The organism is Sphingomicrobium arenosum, from assembly GCF_026157085.1.
In the GTDB taxonomy this organism is placed as follows: domain Bacteria; phylum Pseudomonadota; class Alphaproteobacteria; order Sphingomonadales; family Sphingomonadaceae; genus Sphingomicrobium; species Sphingomicrobium arenosum.
Window position 1 is genome coordinate 2,414,045 of the sequence record NZ_JANPVN010000001.1, and the last position, 25,452, is coordinate 2,439,496.

The 25,452-nt window shown below is 65.9% G+C and carries 28 protein-coding genes; 12 read left to right on the forward strand and 16 right to left on the reverse strand.

The window, feature by feature from the left end; translation table 11 throughout:
• Positions 1-55: 55 nt before the first annotated feature.
• Both NUW51_RS12040 and NUW51_RS12045 read left to right on the forward strand, forming a co-directional pair.
• The gene (locus tag NUW51_RS12040; protein WP_265587985.1) at positions 56-1,045 is read left to right on the forward strand and encodes a ligase-associated DNA damage response exonuclease; all 990 of its coding nucleotides are present in this window, start codon (positions 56-58) and stop codon (positions 1,043-1,045) included.
• A gap of 55 nt (positions 1,046-1,100) precedes the next feature.
• A complete protein-coding gene (locus NUW51_RS12045; RefSeq protein WP_265587757.1) occupies positions 1,101-2,216 on the forward strand; it encodes an NAD(P)-dependent alcohol dehydrogenase in 1,116 nt (371 codons plus the stop codon).
• On the opposite strand, the gene pgmG is transcribed toward NUW51_RS12045, so the two are convergent.
• The gene (gene pgmG / locus NUW51_RS12050; RefSeq protein ID WP_265587758.1) at positions 2,213-3,580 is read right to left on the reverse strand and encodes a phosphoglucomutase/phosphomannomutase PgmG; all 1,368 of its coding nucleotides are present in this window, start codon (positions 3,578-3,580) and stop codon (positions 2,213-2,215) included. The genes NUW51_RS12045 and pgmG overlap by 4 nt on opposite strands.
• An 8-nt stretch (positions 3,581-3,588) precedes the next feature.
• Positions 3,589-4,380 carry a division plane positioning ATPase MipZ gene (locus NUW51_RS12055; protein WP_265587759.1) on the reverse strand — a complete coding sequence of 264 codons (792 nt, stop codon included), beginning with the start codon at positions 4,378-4,380 and terminating at the stop codon, positions 3,589-3,591.
• A gap of 59 nt (positions 4,381-4,439) precedes the next feature.
• Here NUW51_RS12055 and panC point away from each other — a divergent pair, with 59 nt between their 5' ends.
• Positions 4,440-5,276, forward strand: coding sequence for a pantoate--beta-alanine ligase (panC, locus tag NUW51_RS12060; protein WP_265587760.1), 837 nt, complete (start codon positions 4,440-4,442; stop codon positions 5,274-5,276).
• Between the two features lie 112 nt (positions 5,277-5,388).
• Positions 5,389-5,700: an SEL1-like repeat protein gene (locus NUW51_RS12065; RefSeq protein ID WP_265587761.1), complete on the forward strand. Its 312-nt coding sequence runs from the start codon at positions 5,389-5,391 to the stop codon at positions 5,698-5,700.
• Between the two features lie 166 nt (positions 5,701-5,866).
• On the opposite strand, the gene pal is transcribed toward NUW51_RS12065, so the two are convergent.
• Genes pal through NUW51_RS12095 form a run of 6 tightly spaced genes read right to left on the reverse strand, consistent with a single transcriptional unit; the run spans position 5,867 to position 10,104 of the window.
• The gene (pal, locus tag NUW51_RS12070) at positions 5,867-6,379 is read right to left on the reverse strand and encodes a peptidoglycan-associated lipoprotein Pal (RefSeq protein ID WP_265587762.1); all 513 of its coding nucleotides are present in this window, start codon (positions 6,377-6,379) and stop codon (positions 5,867-5,869) included.
• A gap of 17 nt (positions 6,380-6,396) precedes the next feature.
• Positions 6,397-7,725: a Tol-Pal system beta propeller repeat protein TolB gene (gene tolB, locus NUW51_RS12075; protein WP_265587763.1), complete on the reverse strand. Its 1,329-nt coding sequence runs from the start codon at positions 7,723-7,725 to the stop codon at positions 6,397-6,399.
• A gap of 11 nt (positions 7,726-7,736) precedes the next feature.
• Positions 7,737-8,507, reverse strand: coding sequence for a hypothetical protein (locus NUW51_RS12080; RefSeq protein ID WP_265587764.1), 771 nt, complete (start codon positions 8,505-8,507; stop codon positions 7,737-7,739).
• Complete coding sequence (gene tolR, locus NUW51_RS12085; protein ID WP_407696345.1) at positions 8,504-8,962, reverse strand: protein TolR; 459 nt, start codon at positions 8,960-8,962, stop codon at positions 8,504-8,506. Before tolR ends, NUW51_RS12080 begins: the two co-directional genes overlap by 4 nt.
• The gene (gene tolQ / locus NUW51_RS12090; protein WP_265587986.1) at positions 8,963-9,619 is read right to left on the reverse strand and encodes a protein TolQ; all 657 of its coding nucleotides are present in this window, start codon (positions 9,617-9,619) and stop codon (positions 8,963-8,965) included.
• Between the two features lie 32 nt (positions 9,620-9,651).
• A complete protein-coding gene (locus NUW51_RS12095) occupies positions 9,652-10,104 on the reverse strand; it encodes a YbgC/FadM family acyl-CoA thioesterase (RefSeq protein ID WP_265587766.1) in 453 nt (150 codons plus the stop codon).
• Positions 10,105-10,287: 183 nt separating this feature from the next.
• On the opposite strand from NUW51_RS12095, the gene NUW51_RS12100 reads away from it, so the two are divergent.
• Both NUW51_RS12100 and NUW51_RS12105 read left to right on the forward strand, forming a co-directional pair.
• A complete protein-coding gene (locus NUW51_RS12100) occupies positions 10,288-10,755 on the forward strand; it encodes a hypothetical protein (protein WP_265587767.1) in 468 nt (155 codons plus the stop codon).
• Positions 10,752-10,958 carry a helix-turn-helix transcriptional regulator gene (locus tag NUW51_RS12105; RefSeq protein WP_265587768.1) on the forward strand — a complete coding sequence of 69 codons (207 nt, stop codon included), beginning with the start codon at positions 10,752-10,754 and terminating at the stop codon, positions 10,956-10,958. The genes NUW51_RS12100 and NUW51_RS12105 overlap by 4 nt, the downstream gene beginning before the upstream one ends.
• 1 nt (position 10,959) lies before the next feature.
• Here the strand turns inward: NUW51_RS12105 and NUW51_RS12110 are convergent, their stop codons facing one another.
• The 4 genes from NUW51_RS12110 to ruvA form a co-directional block, all read right to left on the reverse strand.
• Positions 10,960-12,108, reverse strand: coding sequence for a DUF3089 domain-containing protein (locus tag NUW51_RS12110; protein ID WP_265587769.1), 1,149 nt, complete (start codon positions 12,106-12,108; stop codon positions 10,960-10,962).
• Positions 12,109-13,149 (reverse strand): Holliday junction branch migration DNA helicase RuvB, encoded by a 1,041-nt coding sequence (gene ruvB / locus NUW51_RS12115; protein ID WP_265587770.1) that lies wholly within the window; start codon positions 13,147-13,149, stop codon positions 12,109-12,111.
• A gap of 187 nt (positions 13,150-13,336) precedes the next feature.
• Positions 13,337-13,801, reverse strand: coding sequence for a hypothetical protein (locus NUW51_RS12120; protein ID WP_265587771.1), 465 nt, complete (start codon positions 13,799-13,801; stop codon positions 13,337-13,339).
• Positions 13,798-14,397, reverse strand: a complete 600-nt coding sequence (ruvA, locus tag NUW51_RS12125) for a Holliday junction branch migration protein RuvA (protein ID WP_265587772.1) — start codon at positions 14,395-14,397, stop codon at positions 13,798-13,800. The genes NUW51_RS12120 and ruvA overlap by 4 nt, the downstream gene beginning before the upstream one ends.
• A gap of 100 nt (positions 14,398-14,497) precedes the next feature.
• On the opposite strand from ruvA, the gene NUW51_RS12130 reads away from it, so the two are divergent.
• Complete coding sequence (locus NUW51_RS12130) at positions 14,498-15,487, forward strand: YncE family protein (protein ID WP_265587773.1); 990 nt, start codon at positions 14,498-14,500, stop codon at positions 15,485-15,487.
• A 4-nt stretch (positions 15,488-15,491) separates the two neighbouring features.
• Here NUW51_RS12130 and ruvC read toward each other — a convergent pair whose 3' ends face one another.
• The 4 genes from ruvC to NUW51_RS12150 form a co-directional block, all read right to left on the reverse strand.
• Positions 15,492-15,977: a crossover junction endodeoxyribonuclease RuvC gene (gene ruvC / locus NUW51_RS12135; protein WP_265587774.1), complete on the reverse strand. Its 486-nt coding sequence runs from the start codon at positions 15,975-15,977 to the stop codon at positions 15,492-15,494.
• A gap of 2 nt (positions 15,978-15,979) precedes the next feature.
• Positions 15,980-16,732, reverse strand: a complete 753-nt coding sequence (locus tag NUW51_RS12140; protein ID WP_265587775.1) for a YebC/PmpR family DNA-binding transcriptional regulator — start codon at positions 16,730-16,732, stop codon at positions 15,980-15,982.
• 108 nt (positions 16,733-16,840) lie between these two features.
• Positions 16,841-17,161: a heavy metal-binding domain-containing protein gene (locus NUW51_RS12145; protein ID WP_265587776.1), complete on the reverse strand. Its 321-nt coding sequence runs from the start codon at positions 17,159-17,161 to the stop codon at positions 16,841-16,843.
• Between the two features lie 973 nt (positions 17,162-18,134).
• Positions 18,135-18,377, reverse strand: coding sequence for a DUF2312 domain-containing protein (locus NUW51_RS12150; RefSeq protein WP_265587777.1), 243 nt, complete (start codon positions 18,375-18,377; stop codon positions 18,135-18,137).
• A 151-nt stretch (positions 18,378-18,528) separates the two neighbouring features.
• On the opposite strand from NUW51_RS12150, the gene pyk reads away from it, so the two are divergent.
• From pyk to NUW51_RS12175, 5 genes are all read left to right on the forward strand, one after another.
• A complete protein-coding gene (gene pyk / locus NUW51_RS12155; protein WP_265587778.1) occupies positions 18,529-19,986 on the forward strand; it encodes a pyruvate kinase in 1,458 nt (485 codons plus the stop codon).
• A gap of 93 nt (positions 19,987-20,079) precedes the next feature.
• Complete coding sequence (locus NUW51_RS12160; RefSeq protein ID WP_265587779.1) at positions 20,080-20,895, forward strand: hypothetical protein; 816 nt, start codon at positions 20,080-20,082, stop codon at positions 20,893-20,895.
• A gap of 24 nt (positions 20,896-20,919) precedes the next feature.
• Positions 20,920-21,702 carry a hypothetical protein gene (locus tag NUW51_RS12165; protein WP_265587780.1) on the forward strand — a complete coding sequence of 261 codons (783 nt, stop codon included), beginning with the start codon at positions 20,920-20,922 and terminating at the stop codon, positions 21,700-21,702.
• A 49-nt stretch (positions 21,703-21,751) separates the two neighbouring features.
• The gene (locus NUW51_RS12170; RefSeq protein WP_265587781.1) at positions 21,752-23,284 is read left to right on the forward strand and encodes an acyl-CoA carboxylase subunit beta; all 1,533 of its coding nucleotides are present in this window, start codon (positions 21,752-21,754) and stop codon (positions 23,282-23,284) included.
• A gap of 79 nt (positions 23,285-23,363) precedes the next feature.
• Positions 23,364-25,448: a S9 family peptidase gene (locus NUW51_RS12175; protein ID WP_265587782.1), complete on the forward strand. Its 2,085-nt coding sequence runs from the start codon at positions 23,364-23,366 to the stop codon at positions 25,446-25,448.
• Positions 25,449-25,452: the final 4 nt, after the last annotated feature.

A 25,452-nucleotide genomic window follows, 5' to 3' on the forward strand; every position in this document is an offset into this window, starting at 1 on the left:
TCTATGACCGGAACGAACCGGCCTGTTCACCCACTATAACGGCGCAATGCCCCGCTTGGGTTCCTGGATCGAGCCGCACCCGGAAGGGATTTACGTGAAGCCGGCCGATGCATGGGTCGATCCCATGCAGCCCAAGGAACGCGCCCTCGTCACGCATGGCCATGCCGACCACGCCCGCGGCGGCCATGGCGCGGTCTGGGCGACGCCCGAAACGCTGGCGATCATGGGCGTGCGCTATGGCGAACAGACCGAGATGCCGGTGCAATATGGCGAGAAGGTGCGGGTGGGCGACGTCGACGTGAGCTTCGTGCCCGCAGGCCATGTACTGGGTTCGGCGCAGATCGTGCTCGAACATGGCGGCGAGCGGGTGGTGGTGTCGGGCGATTACAAGCGCCGTCCCGACCCGACCTGCGAGCCGTTCGTCGTCACGCCCTGCGACATCTTCATCACCGAGGCGACCTTCGGCCTGCCGGTGTTTCGCCATCCCGATACGGGGGCGGAGATCGACCGGGCGCTCGCCCGCCTGCACGCAGAGCCCGGGCGCTGCGTGCTGGTCGGCGCCTATGCGCTCGGCAAGGCGCAGCGGGTGGTCAAGGAGATGCGGCTGCGCGGCCATCACGCGCCCATCTATTACCACGGTGCGATGGAAAGGCTGTGCCAGCTCTATCAGGATCTCGGCGTCGATCTTGGCGAATTGCGCCCCGCGACGGGGGTGGCGAAGGACGAGCTTCGCGACAAGATCATCATCTGTCCGCCGGGGCAGTTGAACGATCGCTGGGCGCGGCGGCTGCCCGATCCGGTCACCGCCATGGCCTCGGGCTGGATGCGGGTGCGCCAGCGCGCGCGCCAGCGCAATGTCGAGTTGCCGCTGGTCATCAGCGACCATGCCGACTGGGACGAATTGACGACGACGATCCAGGAGGTCGCCCCGCGCGAGGTGTGGATCACCCATGGCCGCGAGGACGCGTTGAAGCATTGGTGCGAGACGCGCCAGATCAAGGCGCGCGAATTACGGCTGCTCGGCCGCGAGGAAGAGAATGAGTGAGGGAAAGCGGCGGGCGACCCGTTGCTTTCCTCATGCCTAGCAAAAGGAGACGAAAATGAAGGTCCATGGTTATGGCGCGCTCGAGGCCGGCGCAAAGATGGTGCCGGTGCAATTCGAACGCGAAGCGCTGCGCGCGGGCGAGGTGGCGATCAAGATCAGCCACTGCGGCGTCTGCCACTCTGACCTTCACCAGGTGAACGACGATTGGGACAACAGCCTCTACCCCTGCGTGCCGGGTCATGAAATCGTCGGCAAGGTGACCGCCGTCGGAGAAGGCGTCGAGAAATATAGCGAAGGCGATGTCGTCGGCGTCGGCTGCATGGTCAACAGCTGCCAGCAATGCGCCAACTGCAAGGCCGGCGAGGAGCAATATTGCACCGGGCCCAAGGGCTGCACGCTGACCTACAATGGTCCTGCCGTCCCCGATGGCACCAACAGCTATGGCGGTTATTCGGACGGGATCATCGTGCGCGAGGAATTCGTCGTCCGGGTGCCCGATGCGCTCAAGCCCGAGGAAGCCGCGCCCATCCTGTGCGCCGGGATCACCACCTACCAGCCGATGAAGCATTGGAACGTAAAGATGGGCGACCGCGTCGGCATCGCCGGTATCGGCGGGCTCGGGCATCTCGCCATCGAGACGGCCAAGGCGCTGGGTGCCCATGTCGTGGCGCTGACCACCTCACCCGAAAAGAAGGAGATGATCCTCGAGGACCTGGGCGCCGACGAGGTCATCGTGATGAGCGATGAGAAAGCGCTGGAGGAGGCGGCGATGAGCCTCGACTTCCTCCTGTCGACGATCCCCTACAAGCATGACATCAACAGCTATATCCCGCTGATGAAGAAGAACACGACGATCTGCATCGTCGGCAATCTCATCGGCTTCGACAATGTCGACACGTCGGGAATGGTGTTCAATCGCATCCAGTTGGCGGGCAGCCTGATCGGCGGGGTCGAGGATACGCAGGAGATCCTCGATTTCTATGCCGAACATGGCATCAAGCCGGACATCACGCTGATCGCGCCCGACCAGATCAACGAGGCGTTCGAGCGCATGAAGAACGAGAATGTGCGCTTTCGCCACGTCATCGACATGAGCCTGTTGAAGGCCGATGACGGCGACGAGAAGATCGAGCAGCCGGTGCGCGGCGAGGTCGTCGGACGCGATGCCTAGTGGCGGCTGACGCCGAGCGTTCCGAGTTCGGCGTCGATCTGTGCGACGAGGCGGTCGAGGCCCTCTTCGTCGCTCGCCTCGGCGCGGGCGGCGAGGACGTCCTGCGTGTTGGAGGCGCGAAGGAGCCACCAGCCGTCCTCGGTCGTCACGCGCGCACCGTCGGTCTCGTCGATGGTGACGCCGCTGGCGCGAAGGTTGGCGAGGAGATCGTCGACGATTTGAAACTTGTCGTGATCGCCGACGGGGAAGCGCATTTCGGGCGTCGCGACCGTCTGCGGCATGGCGTCGATCAGTTCGGCGAGGCTGTGGCCCGAGGCATGGATCGCCTCGATCAGGCGAACGGCGGCATATAGCGCATCGTCGAAACCGTACCAGCGGTGCTTGAAGAAGATGTGGCCGCTCATCTCGCCCGCCAGCGGTGCGCCGGTTTCCTTCATCTTGGCCTTGATGAGGCTGTGGCCCGTCTTCCACATGAGCGGCGCGCCGCCCAGGGTCTCGATGCGGTCGAAGAAGGTCTTCGATGCTTTCACATCGGCGATGACGGTGGCGCCGGGATGTTCGGCGAGCACGGGGCCGGCGAGCAGCATGAGGATCTGGTCGCCCCACACGACGCGCCCGCGCCCATCGACCGCGCCGATGCGGTCGCCGTCGCCATCGAAGGCGATGCCGAAGTCGAGATCATGGTCGGCGACCAGCGCCTTTAAATCGGCGAGGTTCTTTTCGACGGTGGGGTCGGGGTGGTGATTGGGAAAGGCGCCGTCGACGTCGGTATAGATGGCGCGATGCTCGCCCGGCAGCGTTTCGAGGAGCTTGACGAGCGCGGGGCCGGCGGCGCCATTGCCCGCGTCCCAGCCGATGCGGAAGGTACCGCCGCGAAAATCCTCGGTCAGGCGCGCGACATAGGCATCGAGCACGTCCTTCTCGGCATAGCTGCCGCTGCCTTCGCTCCAGTCGCCGGCCTCCGCGATCGCGCCCAGCTCCTGGATCGCATCGCCATGGACCGAGCCGTCACCCAGCAGCATCTTGAAACCGTTATAGTCGGACGGATTGTGGCTGCCCGTGACCTGGATGCCCGCGTCGACGTCCAAGGTGGCGGCGGCGAAATAGAGCATCGGCGAGGGGCCCATGCCGACATCGACCACGTCGAGCCCGCCTGCGCGCAGCCCTTCGATCAGCGCGGCCTGGAGGCGGGGGCTATGCTCGCGCCCGTCGCGCCCGACCGCGACCGAGCCGAAGCCTTTCGCCCTCGCCATGGTCGCGAAGGCGCGGCCCAAGGCCGTCGCATCACCTTCATCGAGCGTGTCGCCGACCACTCCCCGAATATCGTACTGGCGAAGGATCGAGGGGTCGAACTGATGGCTCATGAAGGCTCCTAACTGGCTTCGGCGATGGCCTGTGCCGACGGGTCGGGCAAATCGAGGCTGGCGACCATTTCGCGCAATTCCTGCCGCGCGGCAATATGGCCGAGCCCGACATCGGGCAAGTGCTTGAAGTCCAAGAGCGTCAGCCCCTTGGGGAAAAGCTCGCGGAAGATGACTCGTTCCCCCAGCCCCGGAATCGTGCGGAATCCGACCCGCTTGGACAGCTGCGACAAAGCGGCGGTGACGCGCGTCTTGTTGTGGCTCTCGATATGCTGGAGGCGGTTCCTCAAGACCACCCAGTCGACGCTGCGGCCCAGTTCCTTGGCGCGGCGCTGGCGCGATTGCCAGATGAGGTCGGCATAGAAGCTGGGGCGCTCGACCTCATAGGTTTCGGGGTCGACCTGGCCGATGAGGTCGAGATCGACGAAACTGTCGTTGATCGGGGTGACGAGCGTGTCGGCGAACAGGATGGCGGTCCGCGCCATGTCGTCGTCGCGGCCCGGCGTGTCGACGACGACGAAGTCGTTCTTGGTCGCCAGCCGGGTGAGCGCGGCATCGAAGGCGGCGTCCGAACGATCCTCGAGCACCTCGTGCTGGACCATCGGGATGGGCACGCCGAGGCGTTTGGCGGTCTTTTCGCGATTTTCGAGGTAGCGGTCGAGCGTGCGCTGGCGCTGGTCGAGGTCCAACGCCCCGACACGCGCGCCTGCGGCGGCGAGCGCGATGGCGGTATGTACCGCGGTAGTGGATTTTCCAGTCCCGCCCTTTTCATTGGCGAAGACGATGAAATGCGGCTGGCCCATTGGCTCCCTGCCCCCTAGGTATCTGGTCGAAATGGATTCTAGTCCAAGGGGCAAGTCCTGTGCAAATCATTAAGAGCAAAGAAAATCTGGCCGCCGCGCTGGCGCGCCTTCGCGAGGGCGGCCGGGCGCTCGCGATGGTGCCGACGATGGGCGCGCTGCACGAGGGGCATCTGGCGCTGGTCGCCGAGGCGGCGCGGCGGGCCGATAAGGTCGTCGCCTCGATCTTCGTCAATCCCTTGCAATTCAACGATGCGGGCGACCTCGAGCGCTATCCGCGCGACGAGGAAGGCGATGCAGCCAAGCTGGAAAGCGCGGGCTGCGATGCGGTGTGGATGCCCACGCCCGCCGACCTCTATCCCGAGGGGTTCGCCACGACCGTCCATGTCGCGGGCATCACCGAGGCTTGGGAAGGTGCGCATCGGCCCGGCCATTTCGACGGGGTGGCGACGGTCGTGACCAAGCTCTTCACCAACGTGGCGCCCGACGTCGCCGTCTTCGGCGAGAAGGATTACCAGCAATTGGCGCTCATCCGGCGGCTGACCGTCGACCTCGACCTCGGGGTGGAGATCGTGGGGCTGCCGACGGTGCGGGCCGAGGATGGGCTGGCGCTCTCCTCGCGCAATGCGCTGTTGTCGGTAGAGGAGCGTGCCGCAGCGGTGGCGCTGCCCCGCGCGCTCGACGAGATGGCCCGGGCGATCGGCGCGGGTGCCTCCCCCCGCGAGGCCGAAGCGGCGGCGCGCGAGACACTGCAATCTGCCGGTTTCGGGCCGATCGACTATGTCGCTTATGTCGATGGCGACACGCTCGAGCCGCTCAAAAGCGCCCGAGAAGGAGCGCGAATCATCGCGGCGGCGAGCCTTGGCAAGGTGCGACTTATCGACAACAGGGCGGGCTGAACCGTCCGTTCCGGAGATGGTATTTGCCGCGTTAACCATTTGTCAGGACCGAATCGCGATCACTGTTGCATCGACGGGCACCAACGCCCGCAAGCAACAGGGGTTAAGTGACATGGCCATCAGCCAATCGAGTGCCGAGTTCCTGATCAAGAGCCGCATCGCCGATGCGATGACGGGCGACGTGGATGCGCTGTTCGAGCTGGGCGTGAGCTATTCGACCGGCCGGGGCGGCTGCGAGGTCGATCTCATCGAAGCGCACAAATGGTTCAACCTTGCCGCCCTTAACGGCGACAAGCGCTCGCAGCAGTGCCGTGCCGAAATCTCGGTCGAGATGACCGCCCGCGAAATTGCCGAGGCACAGAAGAGCGCGCGCGCTTTCCTTGCCATGGGCGGTGCGGGCGCCGCGAACCGCTACGCCGCATAAGGGAAAAGCGGGGCGGCATCGCTGCCACCCCGTCACATGTCACGGCGTTCGTTTCCCGCTGAGCCGAAAATGGTGATCCGGCGGGACCCGGCGCGCAGCGTAGCTGTGGCTACGTGAGCACCGGAATGCCCGGCGGGTTGCCATTTGCAGGCCAGCGGGGGACGAACTAGCGGACGATCACCGTCACCGCGCGGCGGTTCTGGGCATAGGCCTGTTCGTTCGAACCGAGCGCCACCGGGCGCTCCTTGCCCCAGCTGATCACCGTCATGCGGTTGTTGGGCACCCCCATCGAGGCGAGATATTCGCGCGCCGCATTGGCACGGCGCTCGCCGAGCCCCAGGTTATATTCGCGCGTGCCGCGTTCGTCGGCATGGCCTTCGATCGAGGCGTTGACGTTGGGGTTGGCGATGAGCCAGCGCGCCTGCGCCTCGAGCGTCGCGCGCGCGTCCATCTCGAGATTATACTGATCGGTCGCGAAATAGATGGTGTCCGAGCCGGCCGCCGCGATCAGCGCAGCCTGCGCATCGGGCAATTCGACGAGGTCGAGGTCGTTGTCGGCGACCGTGTTCGACGGCGTCTCGTAGGCGGGGGTCTCCGACGGGCCGATGACATCGTCGTCCTTGGAGCCGCAGGCCGCGAGCGCGAGGGTCGCCGCCGAGATGAGCAACAGTTTCTTCATGAAAAACTCCCTTTTCCCTAATCCTGTAACGGCGACCAGCTGGGATCGGATCCCCCCAGCGGGGTCGGCATGACACGCGCCCGGCCACCATTGACCGGGACAGCATAGAGGGTGCCATCGCCCGAACCCTGCTGGGTCCGGTGGAACATGACGAACTGGCCGTTGGGGGCCCAGCTCGGCCCCTCATCCTGCCAAGCCGAGGTCAGCAGCCGCTCGCCGCCGCCGGTGGGGGCCATGACGCCGATGCGGAACTGGCCGCCGCCGATCTTGGTGAAGGCGATGAGGTTGCCCAAGGGGCTCCACGTAGGCGAGGCATATTGGCCGCCGCCAAAGCTGATGCGGCGCTGGTCCGAGCCGTCGGCATTCATGATGTACAGCTGCTGCGAACCCGAGCGATCGCTCTCGAACACGATGCGCCGCCCGTCGGGCGAGAAGCTGGGCGAGGTATCGACGCCGGGCATGGTGGTGAGGCGGCGCGGCGTGCCGCCATTGGCGCCGACGACATAGATGTCGGTATTGCCGCCCGAGGCCATCGAGAAGACGATGTTACGACCATCAGGCGAATAAGAGGGCGCGAAGGTGAAGGCGGTGCCGGGCACCAGCAGGCGCGATTGACCGGTGGCGAGATCGAGCACGTAGGAGCGCGGGCGGCGACCCTTGTAGCTCATGTACACGAGCTGGTCGCCGCGTGGGCTAAAGCGCGGGGTGAGGACGGTTTCCTGCCCCTCGGTGAGGTAGCGATGGTTCTGGCCGTCACTGTCCATTAGCGCGATGCGCTTGACGCGATTGCCCTTGGAACCGGTCTCGGCGACATAGACGATGCGCGTGTCGAGGAAGGGCTCTTCGCCCGTCAGGCGCGAATAGACGGTGTCGGCGCATTTATGCGCGGCGCGGCGCCAGTCGGAAGGATCGACCGAATAGCCCTGCCGTACCAGTTCGCGGCCCGTGACCGTGTCGAACAGGTAGCAGGCGAGCGTCAGGCGTCCGTTGCTGCCGACCTCGACATAGCCCGCGACGAGCGCCGAGGCGCCGGCGCGCTGCCAGTCGGAAAAAATGGGGTTGGTGACCTCGCCATCGCGCAGGCGGCGGATGCCCACGGGGCCGATGGGGGTGATGACCCCCGTCGAACGCAGGTCCGAGGAAATGACGAGCGAGACATTGTTGGCGACGGTGTCGATGTTGCCGATCGGCGTGTTCATCGGCCCGCGCGCGGCCATCTGCGGCACGGCGACGGGCTGGGCGGCGGTCTGGCCGCCGACGACATCGACCTGCAGGCGGTCATCGTCCTGCGCATAAGCGACGCCGGGCACGAGCAGTGCCAGCATCATCATCAGGGGGCGGAGCATCGATTTTCTCCTCATGGCAATTTGTAGGTCATGTCGAAATCCTTCCAGCGGTCGTAAAACTCCTCCGGAAGGCCGGTCAGCGGGGAGCAGCCCTGATAGGCGGCGATGGCGAGATCCTTCACCCGCTGCTCGTAACGTTGGTTGTCGCCATCGACGCCGCTCGTACGGGTGACGCGCGGGGGGCGGATAAGGTTGCCGCGCCGGTCGAGGCGCAGGTTCAAGGTGACGACGATCTCATTGGCGCCGGGGCCGGGGTCGATCTGGCGGTTGGCGCAGGGCTGGATCTGGCGGCGGATCGCCTGGACGATGCCGGCCTGCGCTTGCGCCGAGAAAGCGGGGGCGGAGGGGCTGGCGGTCTCGGCCTCGCCCGAGCGGCTGTTGCCGTCGTTCACGCCCTTCAGCAGATCATCGCCAAGCCGCCCGGTGGGGCGCGGGCGGGGGCGCACGCGTTCGCGCGGCGGGGTCGGCGTGGGGGTCGCACGCTCGCGCGGGGGCGTCGGCGTCGGCTCGGCGCGCGGCGGCTCGGGCGTCGCGTCGGGCTCGGGCGGCGGCGGGACGCTGTCGTCGGGGAGATCGGGGGTGGTCGCCTGCGGCGCCTCGGTCGGCACCTGGCTCGGCGCGGCGGCCTCGAAGCCGACATCGTCGACGAATTCGACGAAAACGGCGGGCGGCTCGGCGGGGAGATTATGCTTCGCCAGATTGAGGCTCAGCGCCGCGACGAGCGCGACGTGGAGGCCGAGCGCCATGCCGTTGCCGGCCCATTCGGCGCGGTCGAGCCTCACTCCTGGCCGGCCCCCACCGACACGAGCGCGACGCGATTGAGGCCCGCGGCATTGAGTTCGCCCATGACCCGCATGACGCGGCCATAATCGAGCGTGCGATCGGCGCGCAGATAGATGCGGCGACCTTCCGCTGGGGCGGGTTCGGCGGCGATCTCGGCGAGGCGGGTGGACAGCGCGCTATCCTCGATCACCATGTCGTCGATGCTGATGACCCCGTCACGGTCGATCGACAATTGCACCGGCTCGGCGCTCTGATCCAGCGTCTCGGCATTGCTCTCGGGCAGGTCGACCGCGACGCCCGCGACGAGCAACGGGGCGGTGACCATGAAGATGATGAGCAGGACGAGCATCACGTCGACGAAAGGCGTGACGTTGATCTCGGCCATCACCCCGCGGCGCGAACGACCGCGTCCACGCCGGGTCCGGCGTGAGGACGAGGCGAGCCCCATCGCCATCTAGCGGCGCTCCAGCTGGCGGCTCAGCGTGGCCTGGAAGCGATCGGAAAAGCGGGTCAGCTCATTCTCGAACGCATCGAGGCGGTGGGTGAGGCGGTTGTAGGCGATGACCGCGGGGATGGCGGCGAACAGGCCGATAGCGGTCGCGAACAGCGCTTCGGCGATACCCGGCGCGACGACGGCCAGCGAGGTGTTGTTGGCACCCGCGATGGCGGTGAAGCTGCGCATGATGCCCCAGACGGTGCCGAACAGCCCGACGAAGGGCGCGACCGAACCGATGGTGGCGAGGATGTTGAGGCGGTCGGACAGCTTTTCCAATTCGCCCGCCATCGCATCCTCGCTCGCCACCGCGATGCGGTCGCGCGCGGCGGCGCGGTCGGCGAGCCCGGTCTTCACCGAGCGATGATATTCATCGACCCCGGCGCGGAGGATGCGGGCCGACACGTCCTTGTGCGAACGGTGTGCATCGACGAAGACGTCGATATCCTTGGCATTCCAGAACGCTTCGATAGTGCGCCGTGCCTTGGAGCGGGCGGAGGAGAGGCGGGCCGAATGGGTGAAGATGATGCCCCAGGTCCAGACGCTGGCGAGCAGGAGCCCGATCATCACGACCTTCACGACCACGTCGGCCTGCAGAAACAGGCTCAAGGGGCTCATCAGATTTTCGGAAGCGGCGAGGCCGGCAATGATCACGTGTTCTTCCCCTCTTGGGCGACGGCCTTGAACTTTTCCACCCAGTCGGCGGGCTGGCGTCGGGGCCGGCCGTCGGGGGTCAGGAGCGCGGCCGTCACCTGCGCTTGTGCGAGGATTTCATCCCCGCGCCTTACGCGTTGCTGAATGGAACAGCTGGCGGCCCGAACCTGTTGCACGACGCTCTCGACGATGAGCTCGTCGTCGAGTTTGGCGGGGCGTTTCCATTTGATGTCCATGTGGGTCACCGCATAGGCGCCGAGCCCCTCGTCATGGGCGGCGCGCTGGTCGATGCCGACGCGGGCGAGCATGTCGCTGCGGGCGCGCTCGAAATAGCGCAGGTAATTGGCGTGATAGACAATCCCCGACAGATCGGTGTCCTCGAAATAGACGCGGACGGGGAAGGAATGGAGCGCGCCGTCGAAGCGGCCCGTGGGCGGGGTCAGGGTCATTACGGCCCCAATAGCGCAGCCGATATGCGCTGGAAAGCAGGGTTAAAGGCTCATCGGCGAGCGGACTCCTATTTGCGACCGGCGGTGGTCGCGCAGCGCCGCGCCATGTCACCTCAAGGTTACGCTTGACACGTGTCACCCATGGGTTACAAGTAACGCAGAGGTTACACGGAGTCGATTACAATGGGCTATAGCAAGAAGGACAATCTCGATCTCAACCACATGCCTGCCACGGAGGACGTGCGCACGCAGCGGCGGATCTGGTTCTGGTTCGTGCCCTTCATCCTGTTCATGCAGGTCGCGGGGCTGGTCGATCCGGACGCGGGCGGGATGTCGCCGCTTATCCGCACCAGCCTGTGGGCGATGATCGTGCTGGTGATCGTGCTCGCGCTGACCGGCTGGGCGCCGTTCGGCTGGGGCAAGACGCAGGACTGGGCCGCGCTCGAGGACGAGATCACCCACCATCATCGCGCGAAGGCGTTCCGGGCGGGTTTCGTCGCCTGCATCCTGAGCGGCGTCGTCATCGCCTTTGCCGCGCTGTGGGTGGAATTGGCGCCGCAGCTCATCCTGCATGTCATCCTGTCGGCCGGGCTGACGGTGGCGGCCTTTTCCTTCGCCTGGCTCGAACGCGAGGATTTCGAAGAGGAATGAGCGAGGCGCTGGGCAATCGAATCAAGGAGTATCGCGCGGCGGCGGGACTGACGCAGGCCGAGCTGGCGGCGGCTTGCATGGTGTCGCGCAAGACCATCAACACGGTCGAGAATGGCGTCTTCATTCCCTCGACCGTGCTGGCGCTTCGGATCGCGCAGGTGTTCGGGGTGGCGGTGGAGGATATCTTCTGGCTCGAGCCTTGAGCTAGCGCCGGCCCGCAGCGGCATGGGTGTCGCCGAGCCGATCGAGGAGGCGAATGAGGTCGTCCTGTGCGATCGCCATGTCGGCGAGATGCTTGCCCCAGCCGGGGAAGAAGAAGCCGCCCATGCCGGGTTCACCGCCGATGCGGTCGGTGCGGCTGTCATTCGCGCCGCGCGCGGTGGTACGGATTTCGAGATAGCCTTTCTGGCCCGCAGAGATGCAGCGCGCCTCGACCAGGTCCTCGCTGACCGCGAAGGGGCCGGGCGGCGGGCCCTTGGCGCTCCAGCGGATGGGGCCGCCCTTGACCGGATAGGAGGATTTGGCGAACCAGAAGCCGTCGAGCGACTGCCAGCCGGTCCCGCTCGCACCCGAGGGGTTGGTGCAGATGGGGCGATAGCCGGGGCGTTCTGAATAGCCGAACAGCGCGCCGGGGCCGGGGGCATCGCCGACGCCATAGCTCGACCAGCTCATCACACAGCCGGTCTCGGTGGCGCTGGCGCAGGCCGGGGTCTTGCGGAAGGAGCCGCCGACGCGCTCGCCGTCGGGCACCATGATGTTCCAGCCGGGCAGGATGGCGCGAAGCATGAGGTCGTGCGCGGCGCTGCCTTCGATCTCGTCGCGGATCAATTGCTCGAGCATGATCGAGCCCTGGCTGTGGCCGAGAAGCACGAAGGGGCGGCCCTGGTTATGGGTCTTGAGATATTCGCGGAAGGCGGCGCGCACGTCGCCATAGGCGATGGCGCCATAAGGCGTCATGTCGGCGCCGGTCGCGGCGAGGGCGATCGCCGACACGGTCATCTGGCGATACACGGGCGCGAAGGGGCGGCAGACGCTGGAGAAGCGCGCGAACTGGAGCTGGGCGAAGAGCTTTTCCTCCGACGAGGAAGGGGTCATGTCGCTGTTCATGCCGCCGTCCGAACTGACCGTCGGATAGACGTAGAAACAGTCGATGGGGGCGGCTGCGTCGGGCAGGCTGGTGACGGGGCTGCCCCAGCCGGACGGCAGGAGCCGGTGCGCGGTGACGCCCCATGAACAGACATCCTCGCGCCCCGGCAGGCAGAGCCAGCTGGCGGGATCGCGGTAGGAGGGCGGGACGGGCGCGGCCTGCGCGGTCGCGGCCGAAAGGGCGAGGGCGGTCAGCGCGATACTCATCTACTTCTCTCCGTCGAACAGGCCGTCCTGGCTGGCGGTGCCGCGCGGCGGGGTGAGGCCGAGATGCTGCCAGCCGCGACCGTTGAGCACGCGCCCTCTTGCGGTGCGGGCGATGAGGCCAAGCTGAATGAGATAGGGCTCGATCACGTCCTCGATCGTGTCGCGCGGTTCCGACAGGCCCGCCGCGAGCGTCTCGACCCCGACGGGGCCGCCGCCATAGAGATCGGCGATCATGGTGAGGTAGCGACGGTCCATTGCATCGAGGCCGAGCGCGTCGATTTCGAGCCGGGTCAGCGCGCGGTCGGCGCAGGGCGCATCGATGCTGTCCGCGCCCTCGGCCTGCGCGAAGTCGCGCACTCGGCGCAGGAGACGGCCCGCGACACGCGGCGTCCCTCGGGACCGTTTGGCGACTTCATGGGCGCCGTCGGGGGCGAGCGGGGCACCGAGCAGGCCGGCGGCGCGGGTGACGACCTGTTCGAGCTCGGCGACCTCGTAGAAGTTGAGCCGGACGGGGATGCCGAAACGGTCGCGCAAGGGGGTGGCGAGGAGGCCCTGCCGGGTGGTCGCGCCGACCAAGGTGAAGGGCGGCAGGTCGATGCGCACCGAGCGCGCGCTCGGCCCTTCGCCGACCATGATATCCAAGGCGCGGTCCTCCATCGCGGGATAGAGGATTTCCTCGACCGCCGGATTGAGGCGGTGGATCTCGTCGATGAAGAGGACGTCGCCTTCCTCGAGATTGGTCAGCAGCGCGGCGAGGTCGCCCGACTTGGCGATGACGGGTCCCGAGGTGGAGCGGAAGCCGACGCCCAGTTCGCGAGCGATGATGCCCGCGAGCGTGGTCTTGCCGAGCCCGGGCGGGCCGAAGAAGAGGACGTGATCCAACGCATCGCCGCGCTTTTTCGCGGCATCGATGAAGATGCGCAGATTTTCGCGCGCGCCCTTCTGGCCGACGAACTCCTCGAGGCTTTTCGGGCGCAGCGCGGCATCGGCGTCTTCGGGGCGCCGGTCGGGGGTGGTGAGGCGGTCGGGATCGGTGGCCATGATCTAGCGGGTGTAGGACTTTTTCAGAGGGGGAAGTTGAGAAAGTTGACGGTGGGTCGCGCCCCCGTCCGGGACCCGTGGCGCGCACATGAGAGCGAGGGTCGAAAAGGGCGCGCAGCAGGTCATCGCCGCCATGATGCACAAGGCGGGCCGGGTAGGACAGTTTTTTGTTGTCGACGCGCCGCGCCTAGAAGTCGTGGTCGCGGTCGCGCAGCAGTTCGGATTGGAACCACGACCACCAGGCGGTGTCGCGTCGACCGATGATGTCGGCGACGAAAACGAGGCGGCCTGCCTCATCGAGCTCGACCTTGCCTTCAATATAGCGTGATGTCGGGCTCTGCCGCAGGTCCGCGCCGGTGGCATAGGGGATGTGGGTGCCGTCGGGGTCATAGTCGCCCCAGCGAAACGGCAGGGTGAGGCCGGCATAAGGGTCATCCTCGACCTGCCCCCAGGAGCGCAGGAGAAGGCCGGGTTCGAGCCACAGCGTGCGGCGGACGGTGATGGTCTCGATCGGCCAGCTGGTCGGCGGCTCGACCTCGAACAAGTGGTTACGCGACGAGATCTCGTAGGGGACGTCGTTGACGAACCACCAGCCGCTGGGCTCGGCGGCGGCCGCGGCGGCAAGCGCGAGGGCAGCGAGGGCGAGGGTCATTTGGCGGCTTTTTTGAGCGCCACCCGTACCAGCGCGTCGAGGGTCGCGTCCTTGCCCAGTTCTTCCTGCGCGGCGGCGACGGCCTTGCTCGCGATCGCGGGCTTGAAGCCGAGGTTGGCGAGGGCGGAGAGGGCGTCCTTGGCGGTGCTGCCGGCGGGTGCGACGCCCGGACCGGCGGCGGGGACGGCGGCGAAGTCGCCATATTTGCCCGCAAGTTCGTTGCAGATGCGCTGCGCCAGCTTGGGTCCGACGCCATTGGCGCGCGAGATCATCGCCTTGTCCCCGCTGGCGATGGCGCTGCCCAATTCCTCGGGGCCGAGGACCGAGAGGATGGCGAGCGCGACGCGCCCGCCCACGCCCTGCACGCCGGTAAGCGCGGTGAAGCCGGCTTTTTCCGCCGCGCTCATGAAGCCGAAGAGGGTCATGGCATCCTCGCGCACCTGCATCTCGGTGAGGAGCATGACATGGCTGCCGACCTGGCCGACGGCGTCGAGGGTGCGGGTCGAGACATGGACGAGATAGCCCACACCCGAGACGTCGAGGACGAGGGTATCGGTGCCGATTTCGGCGAGCTTTCCGGTGAGACGCGCGATCATCCGTCGACTGTGGCGACGGCTCGTCCGTCTGTCGAGAGGGAGGTGACGCGGCGGCCTCGAAGGGGCATGATGGGCGCCGCTGTTCGAAAAAGGCACCTCCATGCGAAACCTGCTGCTGCCCCTTCTTGCTCTCGGCTGCGCCGCCTCGATGGGCTGCGCGCCACAGGCGGCCGTCGCCGTGGCCGACGAGGAGCCCGCGCCCGCCACGCTGGTGGTCGGCAACAAGGGCGAGGACAGCGTCTCCTTCATCGACCTCGACAGCGGGCAGGAACGGGTACGGCTGGCGACCGGCAAATGGCCGCACGAAATCGCCACTTCGCCCGACGGGAGCGAGGTGGCGGTGGTGCATTATGGCGCGAACAGCGTCGAGATTTTCCATGTCGATCCGCCGCGCGCGCACCGGGTGATCGCGCTTGGCGACAATGTCGGGCCGCATGGCATCCTGTGGACGGCGGACAATCGGCTGCTGGTGACGACCGAGCGGTCGAAGACGTTGAGCATCGTCGACCTGGCCGACGACAGCGTGACCGCGATCCCGACCGGGCAGGACGTCAGCCATATGGTCGCCGCGCAAGGGAGCCGCGCCTATACCGCCAACATGGGGTCGGGCACGGTGAGCGTGATCGACCTTTCGGCGGGGCGAAAGGTCGCCGACTTGCCCGCTGGCGAAACGCCCGAGGGGCTGGCGTTGTCGGGCGATGGCAGGACATTGTGGGTGGCGGACCGGGCCAATGCGACATTGTTCGCCTTCGATACCGCGAACATGGAGCGCGTCGCGACCATTGCCGTGGGCGACTTTCCCATCCGCGTGGCGGTGAGCCCCGATGGTCGCAGCGTGGTGACCTCGAACCTGATGGACGGGACCTTGAGCATCGTCGATGCCGCTGCGCGCAAGGTGGTGCGCACGATCCGTGTCAACGAGGGCGAGGCGGCGGCGATGGTGACGATCCTGTTCGCGCCCGATGGCCGGACGATTTATGCTGCCGAGACGGGCAAGCGCCGGATCGCGGAGGTGGACTTGGCGACGGGCGAGGTGCGGCGATATCTGAGCGCGGGTGAGGGCGCCGACGGGCTGGCGCTGGCGGACTAGGCGCTTACAGACCGCGCCGGGCGCTCTGGGCGTGATGCGCGTGAGTGATGGCGACGGCGAGCGCGTCGGCGGCATCGGGGCCCGCGATGGTGACGCCGGGAAGCAGGATTTTCACCATTGCCTGCACCTGCGCCTTGTCGGCGCCGCCGGTGCCGACGACGGCTTTCTTGACGAGGCTGGGGGCATATTCGCCGACGATGATGCCGCGGCTGGCGGCGATGCACAAAAGCGCGCCGCGCGCCTGCGCGAGTTTCAGGGTCGAGCGCGGGTTCTTGTTGACGAAGATTTCCTCGGCCGCGGCGCTGTCGGGGGCGTGGTCGGCGATGATCGCTTCGAGTTGGCTGGCGAGATGCGAGAGGCGCTGGGGGAGCGGCGCCTTCGGATCGGTCTTGAGCTGGCCGTTGTCGAGGTGCTTGAGGCGGTTGCCCTCGGCTTGGATGAGGCCCCAGCCGGTGCTGCCGAGGCCGGGGTCGAGGCCGAGGATTTTCAACGCTATTCCGCCTGGCCGAGGCGCTCCAGTTCGGCGTCGGAGAAGGTGTAATTGCCCCACACCGTCTGGACGTCGTCGTCATCCTCCAAGGCGTCGATCAGCTTGACGAGCGTGTCGGCGTCCTTGCCCTCGACCTCGGTCTCGATCTGGGGGCGCCAGGCGAGCTTGGCGGTCTCGGGTTCGCCGAGGCTCTTTTCGAGCTGGCTGGCGACTTCGTGAAGCTGGTCGGCTTCGGTCCAGATGCTGTGCGTCGTCTCGTCCGACTGGATGTCGTCGGCGCCGGCTTCCATGGCGGCTTCGAGCACTTTTTCTTCCGACAGTTCATCGGCCTTATATTCGATGAGGCCCAAGCGATCGAAACTGTGCGCGACCGCGCCCGAGGAACCGAGGTTGCCGCCATTCTTGGAGAAGATGGTGCGCACGTTGGTGGCGGTGCGGTTGCGATTGTCGGACAATGCCTCGACGATCAGCGCGACGCCGTTGGGGCCATAGCCCTCGTAGCGCATTTCCTCGTAATTCTCGCCTTCGCTGGCCGAGGCCTTGTCGATCGCCTTCTTGATATTGTCCTTGGGCATCGACTGCTTGAGCGCGGTGTTGACCGCGAGGCGGAGGCGCGGGTTCATGTCGGGGTCGGGCAGCCCCATCTTGGCCGCGACGGTGATTTCGCGGCTGAGCTTGGAGAAGAGCGCCGAGCGCTTCTTGTCCTGCGCGCCCTTGCGATGCTTGATGTTGGCGAATTTACTATGGCCGGCCATGATATCCCCGAAAAGTGGCATTTTTCGGGGGCCCCGATGAAGGAGCCCCCGATGAATCTTGTGAATGAATGGCCGCCTTATAGCAAAAGGCGCGAATTGGGCGAGACCCTAAGCGAGTTTGACCGCCGTGCCGCTGGCGGTGACCATCAGCATCGAGCCGCCCTGGCCGAGGACTTCATAGTCGAGGTCGATGCCGATGACCGCATCGGCGCCCAGTTCGGCGGCCTCGCCCTGCAGTTCGGACAGTGCCTGGCGGCGTGCCTCGTCGAGCGCCTTTTCATAGGCGCCCGAGCGCCCGCCGACGATATCGCGCACCGCGGCGAACAGATCCTTGAACACGTTCGCGCCGACGATGACCTCGCCATGGACGATGCCGAGATAGGTCGAGATGTCGCGGTTCTGGAGGGTCGAGGTGGTCGTCAGGATCATCGATGAGGCTCCCCGTGATGGATGGTGCTGCATTGCACCAACCGCGGGGAGCCCGATTTGTTTCCGACCCGAAACGGGAAGGCGCGCGTTACGCCATGCCGAGCGCGGCGCGGTAGGTTTCGAGGAGGGCGTCCTGCTCGTCGACCTGACAGGTTCGAATTGAAAAAGTGAAATGGCGCGAATGGCCTCTAGTGAGTGACCATCCGGATGAAATTGATCGGGCTGCGTCTTTAAAAGGAGAAATCCTTTGCCAACTTGTCATTTGGCTGCCTTGAGACACTTTGAACCCCCGTATGTCATTCCGACGGCTCCCATGGGCCACTGATCGTTGCATATTGCATGCGATCAAATCCGTGACGTCGCCCGACTTTGTCGAGGCAGTCGTGGTGTTTTTCGACGGGTTGCGAGCGGAAATAGAGAACGCGCTCCTTTTCGCTCCCCGAGGGAGAAGAGCGATCGACGACGTCTACGAGCGTGAGAGTATTTGGCAGAAGGCCGCATTCGACTTCCGCCTCTCGCAGGCTTTTCGTCGCGATATCTTCCGGCGTTTCGCAGGAAGAAAGGCAGAACGCTCCAATCGCCGGCATCAGGACAAGACGCGTTCTTTCTCGGACACGCACTAACGATGTAGAATTCATGCAGACGCCCCAAACACGCCGCAAATGCAGCGGCCTACTACGATCCGCTCGGTCCGAGCTTGGGCGAATCTTCCGACAACTCTAGCGAGCCGCGCCGTGGGATCCATCTTCTTTTCAATATAGCGTGCGCGACCTGCCTCGTCGGTCGTTGTTGCAAGAGAGCACGACCCAACATCGAAGATGCCGCGATAGAACTGGATACCGCGGTTAGCGAAGCCTTGTGGCCGTCATCATCTTCATCATCAAGAAAAGGGGCTCCCCGTGATGGATGGTGCTGCAGTGCACCAACCGCGGGGAGCCCGATTTGTTTCCGACCCGAAACGGGAAGGCGCGCGTTACGCCATGCCGAGCGCGGCGCGGTAGGTTTCGAGAAGCGCGTCCTGCTCGTCGAGCTGGTGCTTTTCCATCTTCCGCAGGCGCACGATGGCGCGCATCGTCTTGGTGTCGTAGCCATTGGCCTTGGCCTCGGCATAGACGTCCTTGATGTCGTCCGCGATCGCCTTCTTTTCCTCTTCGAGGCGTTCGATCCGTTCGATGAGCAGGCGAAGCTGGTCGGCTGCGATGGCGCCGTCGGCCATGATGCGATTCTCCTAAGTGGGTGAAAAATTCTCGGGCGCCGGGGTAGGCGAGCGGGCGCTCCGTCTCAAGCCGGTTGCGATAAAATTTGATGGCGCTATGGCGGGCCCGCAACATATTGAACCCGCACAAGATAAGACGAAAGCGCGCGCGATGAGCGAGATGATGAAACCACGCGGCCGCAAGGTGAAGATCCTCGCCACGCTGGGCCCCGCCTCCGATACCCCCGAGATGATCGAGACGCTGATGCGCTCGGGCGCCGATGCGTTCCGCATCAACATGAGCCACGGCGAACAGGCCGACAAGGCGAAGCTCGTCGAGCATATCCGCGGGCTCGAAAAGGTGCTCAAGCGGCCGACCACCATCCTGTTCGACCTGCAGGGCCCCAAGCTGCGCGTCGGTGCGTTCGAGGGCGGCAAGGCGAAGCTTCAGAAGGGCGATACCTTCACGCTCGACCGCGACGGCGCGCCGGGCGATGCGACCCGCGTGTGCCTGCCCCATGCCGAATTGTTCGAGGCGATCCGCGAGGGATCGCTGCTGCTGATCGACGATGGCAAGATGCGCTTGAAAGTGACCGAGGTGCACGAGGATCGCATCGTCACCGAAGTGCGCGTGTCGGGCACCATCCGCGATCGCAAGGGGGTCAATGTCCCCGACGTGCTGATCCCCATTCCGGCGCTGACCGAAAAGGATCGCTCGGACCTCGAATTCGCACTGGAACAGGGGGCCGACTGGATCGCGCTGTCCTTCGTCCAGCGTCCCGAGGACGTCGAGGAGGCGCGCGAACTGGTCAAGGGCCGCGCCGCGATCCTCGCCAAGATCGAGAAGCCGCAGGCGGTCGATTGTCTCGACCAGATCCTCGAGGCGGCCGATGCGGTCATGGTGGCGCGCGGCGACCTCGGCGTCGAACTGCCGCCCGAACAGGTGCCGGTGGTGCAGAACCGCATCGTCGCCACCGCGCGCCAGCATGGCAAGCCGGTGGTGGTCGCGACGCAGATGCTGGAGAGCATGATCTCCTCGCCCACGCCGACGCGCGCCGAGGTCAATGACGTCGCCGACGCCATCTATGACGGCGCCGATGCGGTGATGCTGTCGGCCGAGAGCGCGGCGGGCGATTATCCGGTGCAGGCGGTCAAGATGATGAACCGCATCGGGCTCGCGGTGGAGGCGGACGAGCGCTATGGCGACCGCGTCCATTTCACCGAGACGGCGCCCGAGGCGACGACCGCCGACGCGCTGGCCGAGAGCGCGCGCGGCATCGCCCGCACGGTCAGCGCGAGCGCGATGGCCTGCTATACCAGCTCGGGCTCGACCGCGCGGCGCATCGCGCGCGAGCGCCCGCCGGTGCCGATCATGGTGATGACCGCATCCGAGAAGGTGGCGCGGCGGCTGGGGCTTCTCTGGGGCACCTATGCGGTGGCGACGCGCGATGTCTCGAGCTTCGAGGAAATGGTCGGCAAGGCCAAGCGCATGGCGCTTCGCCATTCGATCGCGGGGGGCGGCGATCGCCTGCTCATCATGGCGGGCGTGCCGTTCGGCGTGTCGGGCTCGACCAACGTCATTCACGTGGTCAAGCTGGTCGGCGATGAACTGGAGAATTACGGCCTCTAGTCGACGCCAACCGCCCGTTCGTCGAAGCGGGCGGGCTGTTCAGGAACCGTATCAGGCGGCTGCTTTTCTCTTTGCCAAGAGGAGAAGCGGTATATGCGTATCATTATCACGGCCCTGTCGTGCCTCGCGCTCGGCGCCTGCATGGCGCAGGGCGAGGGCGAACAGCCGGCCACCGGCAACAGCCTGGCAGAGGATCCGGCGGCGAGCGACTTTGCGACCCAGCTGAGCGCGCCGGCGCCCGACTTCGCGCCGCTGGTGCCGCCGTCCGAGCGCAGCCCGGCACCCAAGATCGAGCCGAGCGAGCGCTATTCGGGGAGCGAGGAAGAGGCGCTGGCCGAGGCGCGGATGTGGGCCGGGCGGTTCGACGGCGGCATCGCGGTGACCGCATACAGCACCATCAAGCAGTCGATCTTCCTGCGCTTTCGGCTGACCAAGCCGGAATATGAGGCAATCATGGCGGCCAATGGCTGGACGCTCCCTGCTTATGTGGAGGCCGAGTTCATGAAGCCGCTTCGCGCGCCCAAGGTGAGCGATGCGGCCGCGCCCAAGCTGCGGCATTTCGCGAGCAGCGACAGGCGCACCGGGCCGCAGCGCACCGGCGCGGGAGGGGGCAGGATCTGGCTCGACGATGGCTGCATCTATGTCGATCCGATGGGGCAGGGCACGCACCTTGCCTATTTCCACAACGAGGTGGGGGTCGATGTCGACGTGGAGGGCTATGTCACCCTCGTGCATCGCAGCGACGGCTCGCTGCTCGGGCGGTTGGGCGAGAACATGCGTTGGGCCGCGCCCAATGGCGAACCCGTCGCCGAGCATGTCGCCGCATTGCGCGCGGCCTGCCGGGCCGACGTGCCCATCTATCATGCCGGGCTGCCGACCAGCCGCCCGCGCCCGGCGCCGCGCGGTTGAGCCTGTTTCACGAGGGAGAAGAGCATGCGTATCCACTTTATCGTGCCGATGCTGGCGCTGACCGCCTGCATGGCGGCCGAGGAAGGCGAGCCGGTGGTCGGTAACCAGACCCCGGCGGCGAGCAGCGATTATGCGACGCAATTGACGCCGCCGCCGCACCCCGAGGTGGTCGACACGCGATTGGGTTATGACGCGCCGCGGCGTCCCTCGACCGCGCAATTCAACGGCAGCGACGCCGAGGCGCAGCGCATCGGCAAGATGTGGTTCGACCGGCTGGGCGATGCGGCCTATGGTTTTGCGACGCAGACGATCAACCAGGATATCCAGCTGTCGCTACGGATCACCGAGGCCGAATTCGATGCGCTGATGGCGCAAAAGGGTTGGACGTTGCCCGCTTATGTCGACGTCAGCTTCGTGCGGCCGCTCACCCTTCCGGCGGTGAGCGCGGCGGCGGCGCCCAAGCTTAGGGCCTTTGCCAGTAGCAAGCAGCGCACCGGCATCCAGCTCGAGGGCGGGGGCGAGGCGCGGATCGTGGTGCGCGATGGGTGCATCCTGACGCAGGCGGGGCAGGCGGGCGAGGCGCTGGCCTGGTTCCACGCCGAGGTCGGGGTGGAGGTGGACGATAAGGGCTATCTCGTGCTGATCGACCGGCGCGACGGACACCGGCTCGGCTGGCTGGGCGAACGCATGGGCTTTGCCGTGCCCAATCCCGATCCAGATCCTGAAGGCGCCGCGGCGCTGCGCGCGGCCTGCGGGAACCTGCCGATCTACAATGTGGGGATGCCGCGCACGGTGGCTGCCGATTGACGCTCGGGGGCTCGCTGTGCCACGCGGCTCGGCGAACAGGAGAGACGTCATGGGTACCACGATCGAGGAACTGGAAGCACGGCGCGACAAGGCGCGGGCCGGCGGCGGGCAGAAGCGCATCGATGCGCAGCATGCCAAGGGCCGCCTGACCGCGCGCGAGCGGCTCACCGTGCTGCTCGACGAGGATTCGTTCGAAGAGCTCGACATGTTCGTCGAGCATAATTGCACCGACTTCGGGATGGACGAGGTGCATTATCCGGGCGACGGGGTGGTCACGGGATCGGGGACGATCAACGGGCGGCTGACCTATGTCTTCGCGCAGGATTTCACCGTGCTCGGCGGGTCGCTGTCGGAGCGGCATGCGGAGAAGATCTGCAAGATCATGGATGCGGCGATGAAGGTCGGCGCGCCGGTCATCGGGCTGAACGATTCAGGCGGCGCGCGCATCCAGGAGGGCGTCGCCAGCCTCGGCGGCTATGCCGAGGTGTTCCAGCGCAACGTGCTGGCATCGGGCGTGGTGCCGCAGCTTTCGGTCATCATGGGGCCGTGCGCGGGCGGGGCGGTTTATTCGCCCGCCATGACCGACTTCATCTTCATGGTCGAGGATACGAGCTACATGTTCGTCACCGGGCCCGAGGTGGTGAAGACGGTGACCAACGAGGAAGTCACGCAGGAGGAACTGGGCGGGGCGATCACGCATACGCAAAAGTCGGGCGTGGCAGATTGTGCGTTCGAGAATGACGTCGACGCGCTGCTCGCGACGCGCGAGTTCTTTTCCTATCTGCCGAGTTCGAACCGCGACGAGGTGCCGCAGGTGCCGACCGACGATCCGTGGGACCGGATCGAGGACAGCCTCGACAGCATCATCCCGGCCTCCGCCAACCAACCCTATGACATGCATGAGGTCATTCGGAAGGTTGCCGACGAGGGGCGCTTCTTCGAAATCCAGCCCAAGCATGCCGCCAATATTATCGTCGGTTTCTGCCGCATCGAGGGGCGCACGGTGGGGGTGGTCGCCAACCAGCCGATGGTGCTGGCGGGCGTGCTCGACATCAATTCATCGAAGAAGGCGGCGCGCTTCGTGCGGTTCTGCGATGCGTTCGAGATTCCGATCCTGACCTTCGTCGACGTGCCGGGCTTCCTACCGGGCGTGGGGCAGGAGCATAATGGCATCATCAAGCATGGCGCCAAGCTGCTCTTTGCCTATGCCGAGGCGACGGTGCCCAAGATCACGGTGATCACGCGCAAGGCCTATGGCGGGGCCTATGACGTGATGGCGTCCAAGCATCTGCGCGGCGATTTGAACTATGCCTGGCCGAGCGCGGAGATCGCGGTAATGGGCGCCAAGGGGGCGGTCGAGATCATCTTCCGCAAGGATCGCGACAATCCCGAGAAGATCGCCGAGAAGACGGCCGAATATGAAGAACGGTTCGCCAACCCGTTCGTGGCGGCCTCGAAGGGCTTCATCGACGAGGTGATCATGCCGCATTCGACGCGCAAGCGGGTGGCGCTGGGATTGAGGAAGCTCGCCAACAAGGCGCTCGAGAACCCGTGGAAGAAGCACGACAACATCCCGCTGTAATGCGCCAGTAACACACTACTGGACAGGTCAATAAAGGCGGTTTAGCGTTGGTCCCGACTCAAACAGGGGAGTTAGGGACATGATGCGTTTTTCCACGCTGTTGACGACCGTGGCGGCGGCCACCTTATTGTCGGCCTGCACCACATACGAAACCGAAACCGCCAGTGCCTCCGCACCTGCTGCCGCAGCCGAGGAGATGGCGATGTACGACGTGAATGCCTATCCGCTGATCGACCGCGAGGCGCTGTTCGGCAATCCCGAGCGGGCGCAGGGGCGGATCAGCCCCGACGGCAAGTGGCTGAGCTGGATCGCGCCGTCCAACGGCGTGATGAACGTCTGGGTCGCGCCGCGCGGCAACATGGCGGCGGCCAAGGTGGTGACGAACGACACCCATCGCGGCATCTCGAACCACCAATGGACGGTCGACAGCGAGTATCTTCTCTATCTGAAGGACAATGACGGCGACGAGAAGGCGCATGTCTATGCGGTCGATCCGGCGACGGGCGCGACGCGCGACCTGACGCCCTATGACGGGGTGAGCGCGCAGTTGCAGGGGGTGAGCCGCGACCGGCCGGGAACGCTGCTCATCGGCATGAACGATAGAAACGAGCAACTGCACGATCTCTATCTCGTCGACATCGCGACGGGGGCCCGTACGCTGGTGCTCGAGAACCCAGGCTATGCCGGGATCGTTACCGATAACGAGTACACGCCGCGCATGGCGGCGATGATGCAGCCCGACGGCAGCCTGAAGATCGTCTGGCTCAACGATGAGCTGATGCCGGGCGAGGTCTTTGCCGACGTTCCCTCGGAAGATCTGCTCAACACCAACATGTCGGGTTTCAACCGTTCCAACGACGTCGTCTACATGACCGACAGCCGCGGCATCGACGTGGCGGTGCTCAAGTCGGTGAACCTGACGACGGGCGAAGAGAAGATCATCGCCTCGGGCACCAAGGCCGACATCAACGGCATCCTGTCCGACATCAACAGCTACGAGCCGATCGCTTATTCGAGCAATTATCTCAAGAACGAATGGACCGCGCTGACGCCGGGGGCGCAGGCCGACCTCGACTTCCTCCAGTCGCGGCTGGCGGGCGAAGTGGCGGTGACCGCGCGCACCGACGATGACCGCCTTTGGGTGGTCGCCCAGTCGGCGGCAGAGGCGCCGGGCGTCTATCATCTCTACGATCGGCAGGCCAAGACGCTGGAGCCGTGGTTCGCCGGACGCCCCGCGCTCGACGGCGCGCCGCTGGTGCCGATGCAGCCGCTCGAATTGAAAGCCGGCGACGGGCGCACGCTGGTGTCCTATCTGACGCTGCCGCCGGGCAGCGACAAGGACGGCGACGGGCGGCCCGAACAGGCAGTGCCCATGATGCTGTGGGTGCATGGCGGCCCGTGGGCGCGCGACAGCTATGGCTATAACACCGTCCATCAGTGGCTCGCCAATCGCGGCTATGCGGTGCTGAGCGTCAATTATCGCGGCTCGACGGGCTTTGGCAAAGCGCACACCAATGCGGCGGTCGGCGAGTTCGCCGGGCTGATGCACCAGGACCTTATCGACGCGGTCGACTGGGCGGTGCGCTCGGGCATCGCGCAGGAAGACAAGGTCGCGATCGGTGGTGGCAGCTATGGCGGCTATGCCACGCTGATCGGGGTCAGCCACACGCCCGACAAATTCGCCTGCGGGGTCGATATCGTGGGGCCCTCGAGCCTCGCCACGCTGATCGAGAGCTTCCCCGAATATTGGAAGCCGTTCCTGGCCGGGACCTGGTTCCGTTATGTCGGCGACCCGTCCGATCCCGAGGCCCGCGCGGCGATGATCGAGCGCTCGGCGATCAGCCGGGTCGACGACATTTCGGTCCCGCTGCTGGTCGGGCAGGGCGGCAACGATCCGCGCGTGACCAAGGCCGAGGCCGACACGCTGGTCGCGGCGATGCAGGTCAAGGGGCTGCCCGTGACCTACATCAACTTCCCCGACGAGGGGCATGGCTTCCAGAAACCCGAGAATAGGCTCGCCTTCTTTGCCGCGATGGAGGGCTTCCTCGGCACCTGCCTTGGCGGGCGGGTGCAGCCGATCGGCGACGATTTCGAGGGCTCGAGCGCCGAAATTCTCGCCGGGGCGCAATATGTCGAGGGCCTCGGCGCCGTCGGCAGCGACTAGGCCA

Coding starts and splice junctions, on each gene's coding strand:
- ruvB (WP_265587770.1), bottom strand. CDS start 13,149: ATGGCCACCGATCCCGACCGCCTCACCACCCCCGACCGGCGCCCCGAA.
- pyk (WP_265587778.1), top strand. CDS start 18,529: ATGAGCGAGATGATGAAACCACGCGGCCGCAAGGTGAAGATCCTCGCC.
- NUW51_RS12045 (WP_265587757.1), top strand. CDS start 1,101: ATGAAGGTCCATGGTTATGGCGCGCTCGAGGCCGGCGCAAAGATGGTG.
- pal (WP_265587762.1), bottom strand. CDS start 6,379: ATGAAGAAACTGTTGCTCATCTCGGCGGCGACCCTCGCGCTCGCGGCC.
- NUW51_RS12170 (WP_265587781.1), top strand. CDS start 21,752: ATGGGTACCACGATCGAGGAACTGGAAGCACGGCGCGACAAGGCGCGG.
- tolQ (WP_265587986.1), bottom strand. CDS start 9,619: ATGAGCCCCTTGAGCCTGTTTCTGCAGGCCGACGTGGTCGTGAAGGTC.
- ruvA (WP_265587772.1), bottom strand. CDS start 14,397: ATGATCGCGCGTCTCACCGGAAAGCTCGCCGAAATCGGCACCGATACC.
- NUW51_RS12065 (WP_265587761.1), top strand. CDS start 5,389: ATGGCCATCAGCCAATCGAGTGCCGAGTTCCTGATCAAGAGCCGCATC.
- tolR (WP_407696345.1), bottom strand. CDS start 8,962: ATGGCGATGGGGCTCGCCTCGTCCTCACGCCGGACCCGGCGTGGACGC.
- NUW51_RS12055 (WP_265587759.1), bottom strand. CDS start 4,380: ATGGGCCAGCCGCATTTCATCGTCTTCGCCAATGAAAAGGGCGGGACT.
- NUW51_RS12175 (WP_265587782.1), top strand. CDS start 23,364: ATGATGCGTTTTTCCACGCTGTTGACGACCGTGGCGGCGGCCACCTTA.
- NUW51_RS12165 (WP_265587780.1), top strand. CDS start 20,920: ATGCGTATCCACTTTATCGTGCCGATGCTGGCGCTGACCGCCTGCATG.
- pgmG (WP_265587758.1), bottom strand. CDS start 3,580: ATGAGCCATCAGTTCGACCCCTCGATCCTTCGCCAGTACGATATTCGG.
- NUW51_RS12140 (WP_265587775.1), bottom strand. CDS start 16,732: ATGGCCGGCCATAGTAAATTCGCCAACATCAAGCATCGCAAGGGCGCG.
- NUW51_RS12145 (WP_265587776.1), bottom strand. CDS start 17,161: ATGATCCTGACGACCACCTCGACCCTCCAGAACCGCGACATCTCGACC.
- NUW51_RS12100 (WP_265587767.1), top strand. CDS start 10,288: ATGGGCTATAGCAAGAAGGACAATCTCGATCTCAACCACATGCCTGCC.
- NUW51_RS12095 (WP_265587766.1), bottom strand. CDS start 10,104: ATGACCCTGACCCCGCCCACGGGCCGCTTCGACGGCGCGCTCCATTCC.
- NUW51_RS12160 (WP_265587779.1), top strand. CDS start 20,080: ATGCGTATCATTATCACGGCCCTGTCGTGCCTCGCGCTCGGCGCCTGC.
- NUW51_RS12105 (WP_265587768.1), top strand. CDS start 10,752: ATGAGCGAGGCGCTGGGCAATCGAATCAAGGAGTATCGCGCGGCGGCG.
- NUW51_RS12130 (WP_265587773.1), top strand. CDS start 14,498: ATGCGAAACCTGCTGCTGCCCCTTCTTGCTCTCGGCTGCGCCGCCTCG.
- tolB (WP_265587763.1), bottom strand. CDS start 7,725: ATGCTCCGCCCCCTGATGATGATGCTGGCACTGCTCGTGCCCGGCGTC.
- NUW51_RS12150 (WP_265587777.1), bottom strand. CDS start 18,377: ATGGCCGACGGCGCCATCGCAGCCGACCAGCTTCGCCTGCTCATCGAA.
- NUW51_RS12110 (WP_265587769.1), bottom strand. CDS start 12,108: ATGAGTATCGCGCTGACCGCCCTCGCCCTTTCGGCCGCGACCGCGCAG.
- NUW51_RS12120 (WP_265587771.1), bottom strand. CDS start 13,801: ATGACCCTCGCCCTCGCTGCCCTCGCGCTTGCCGCCGCGGCCGCCGCC.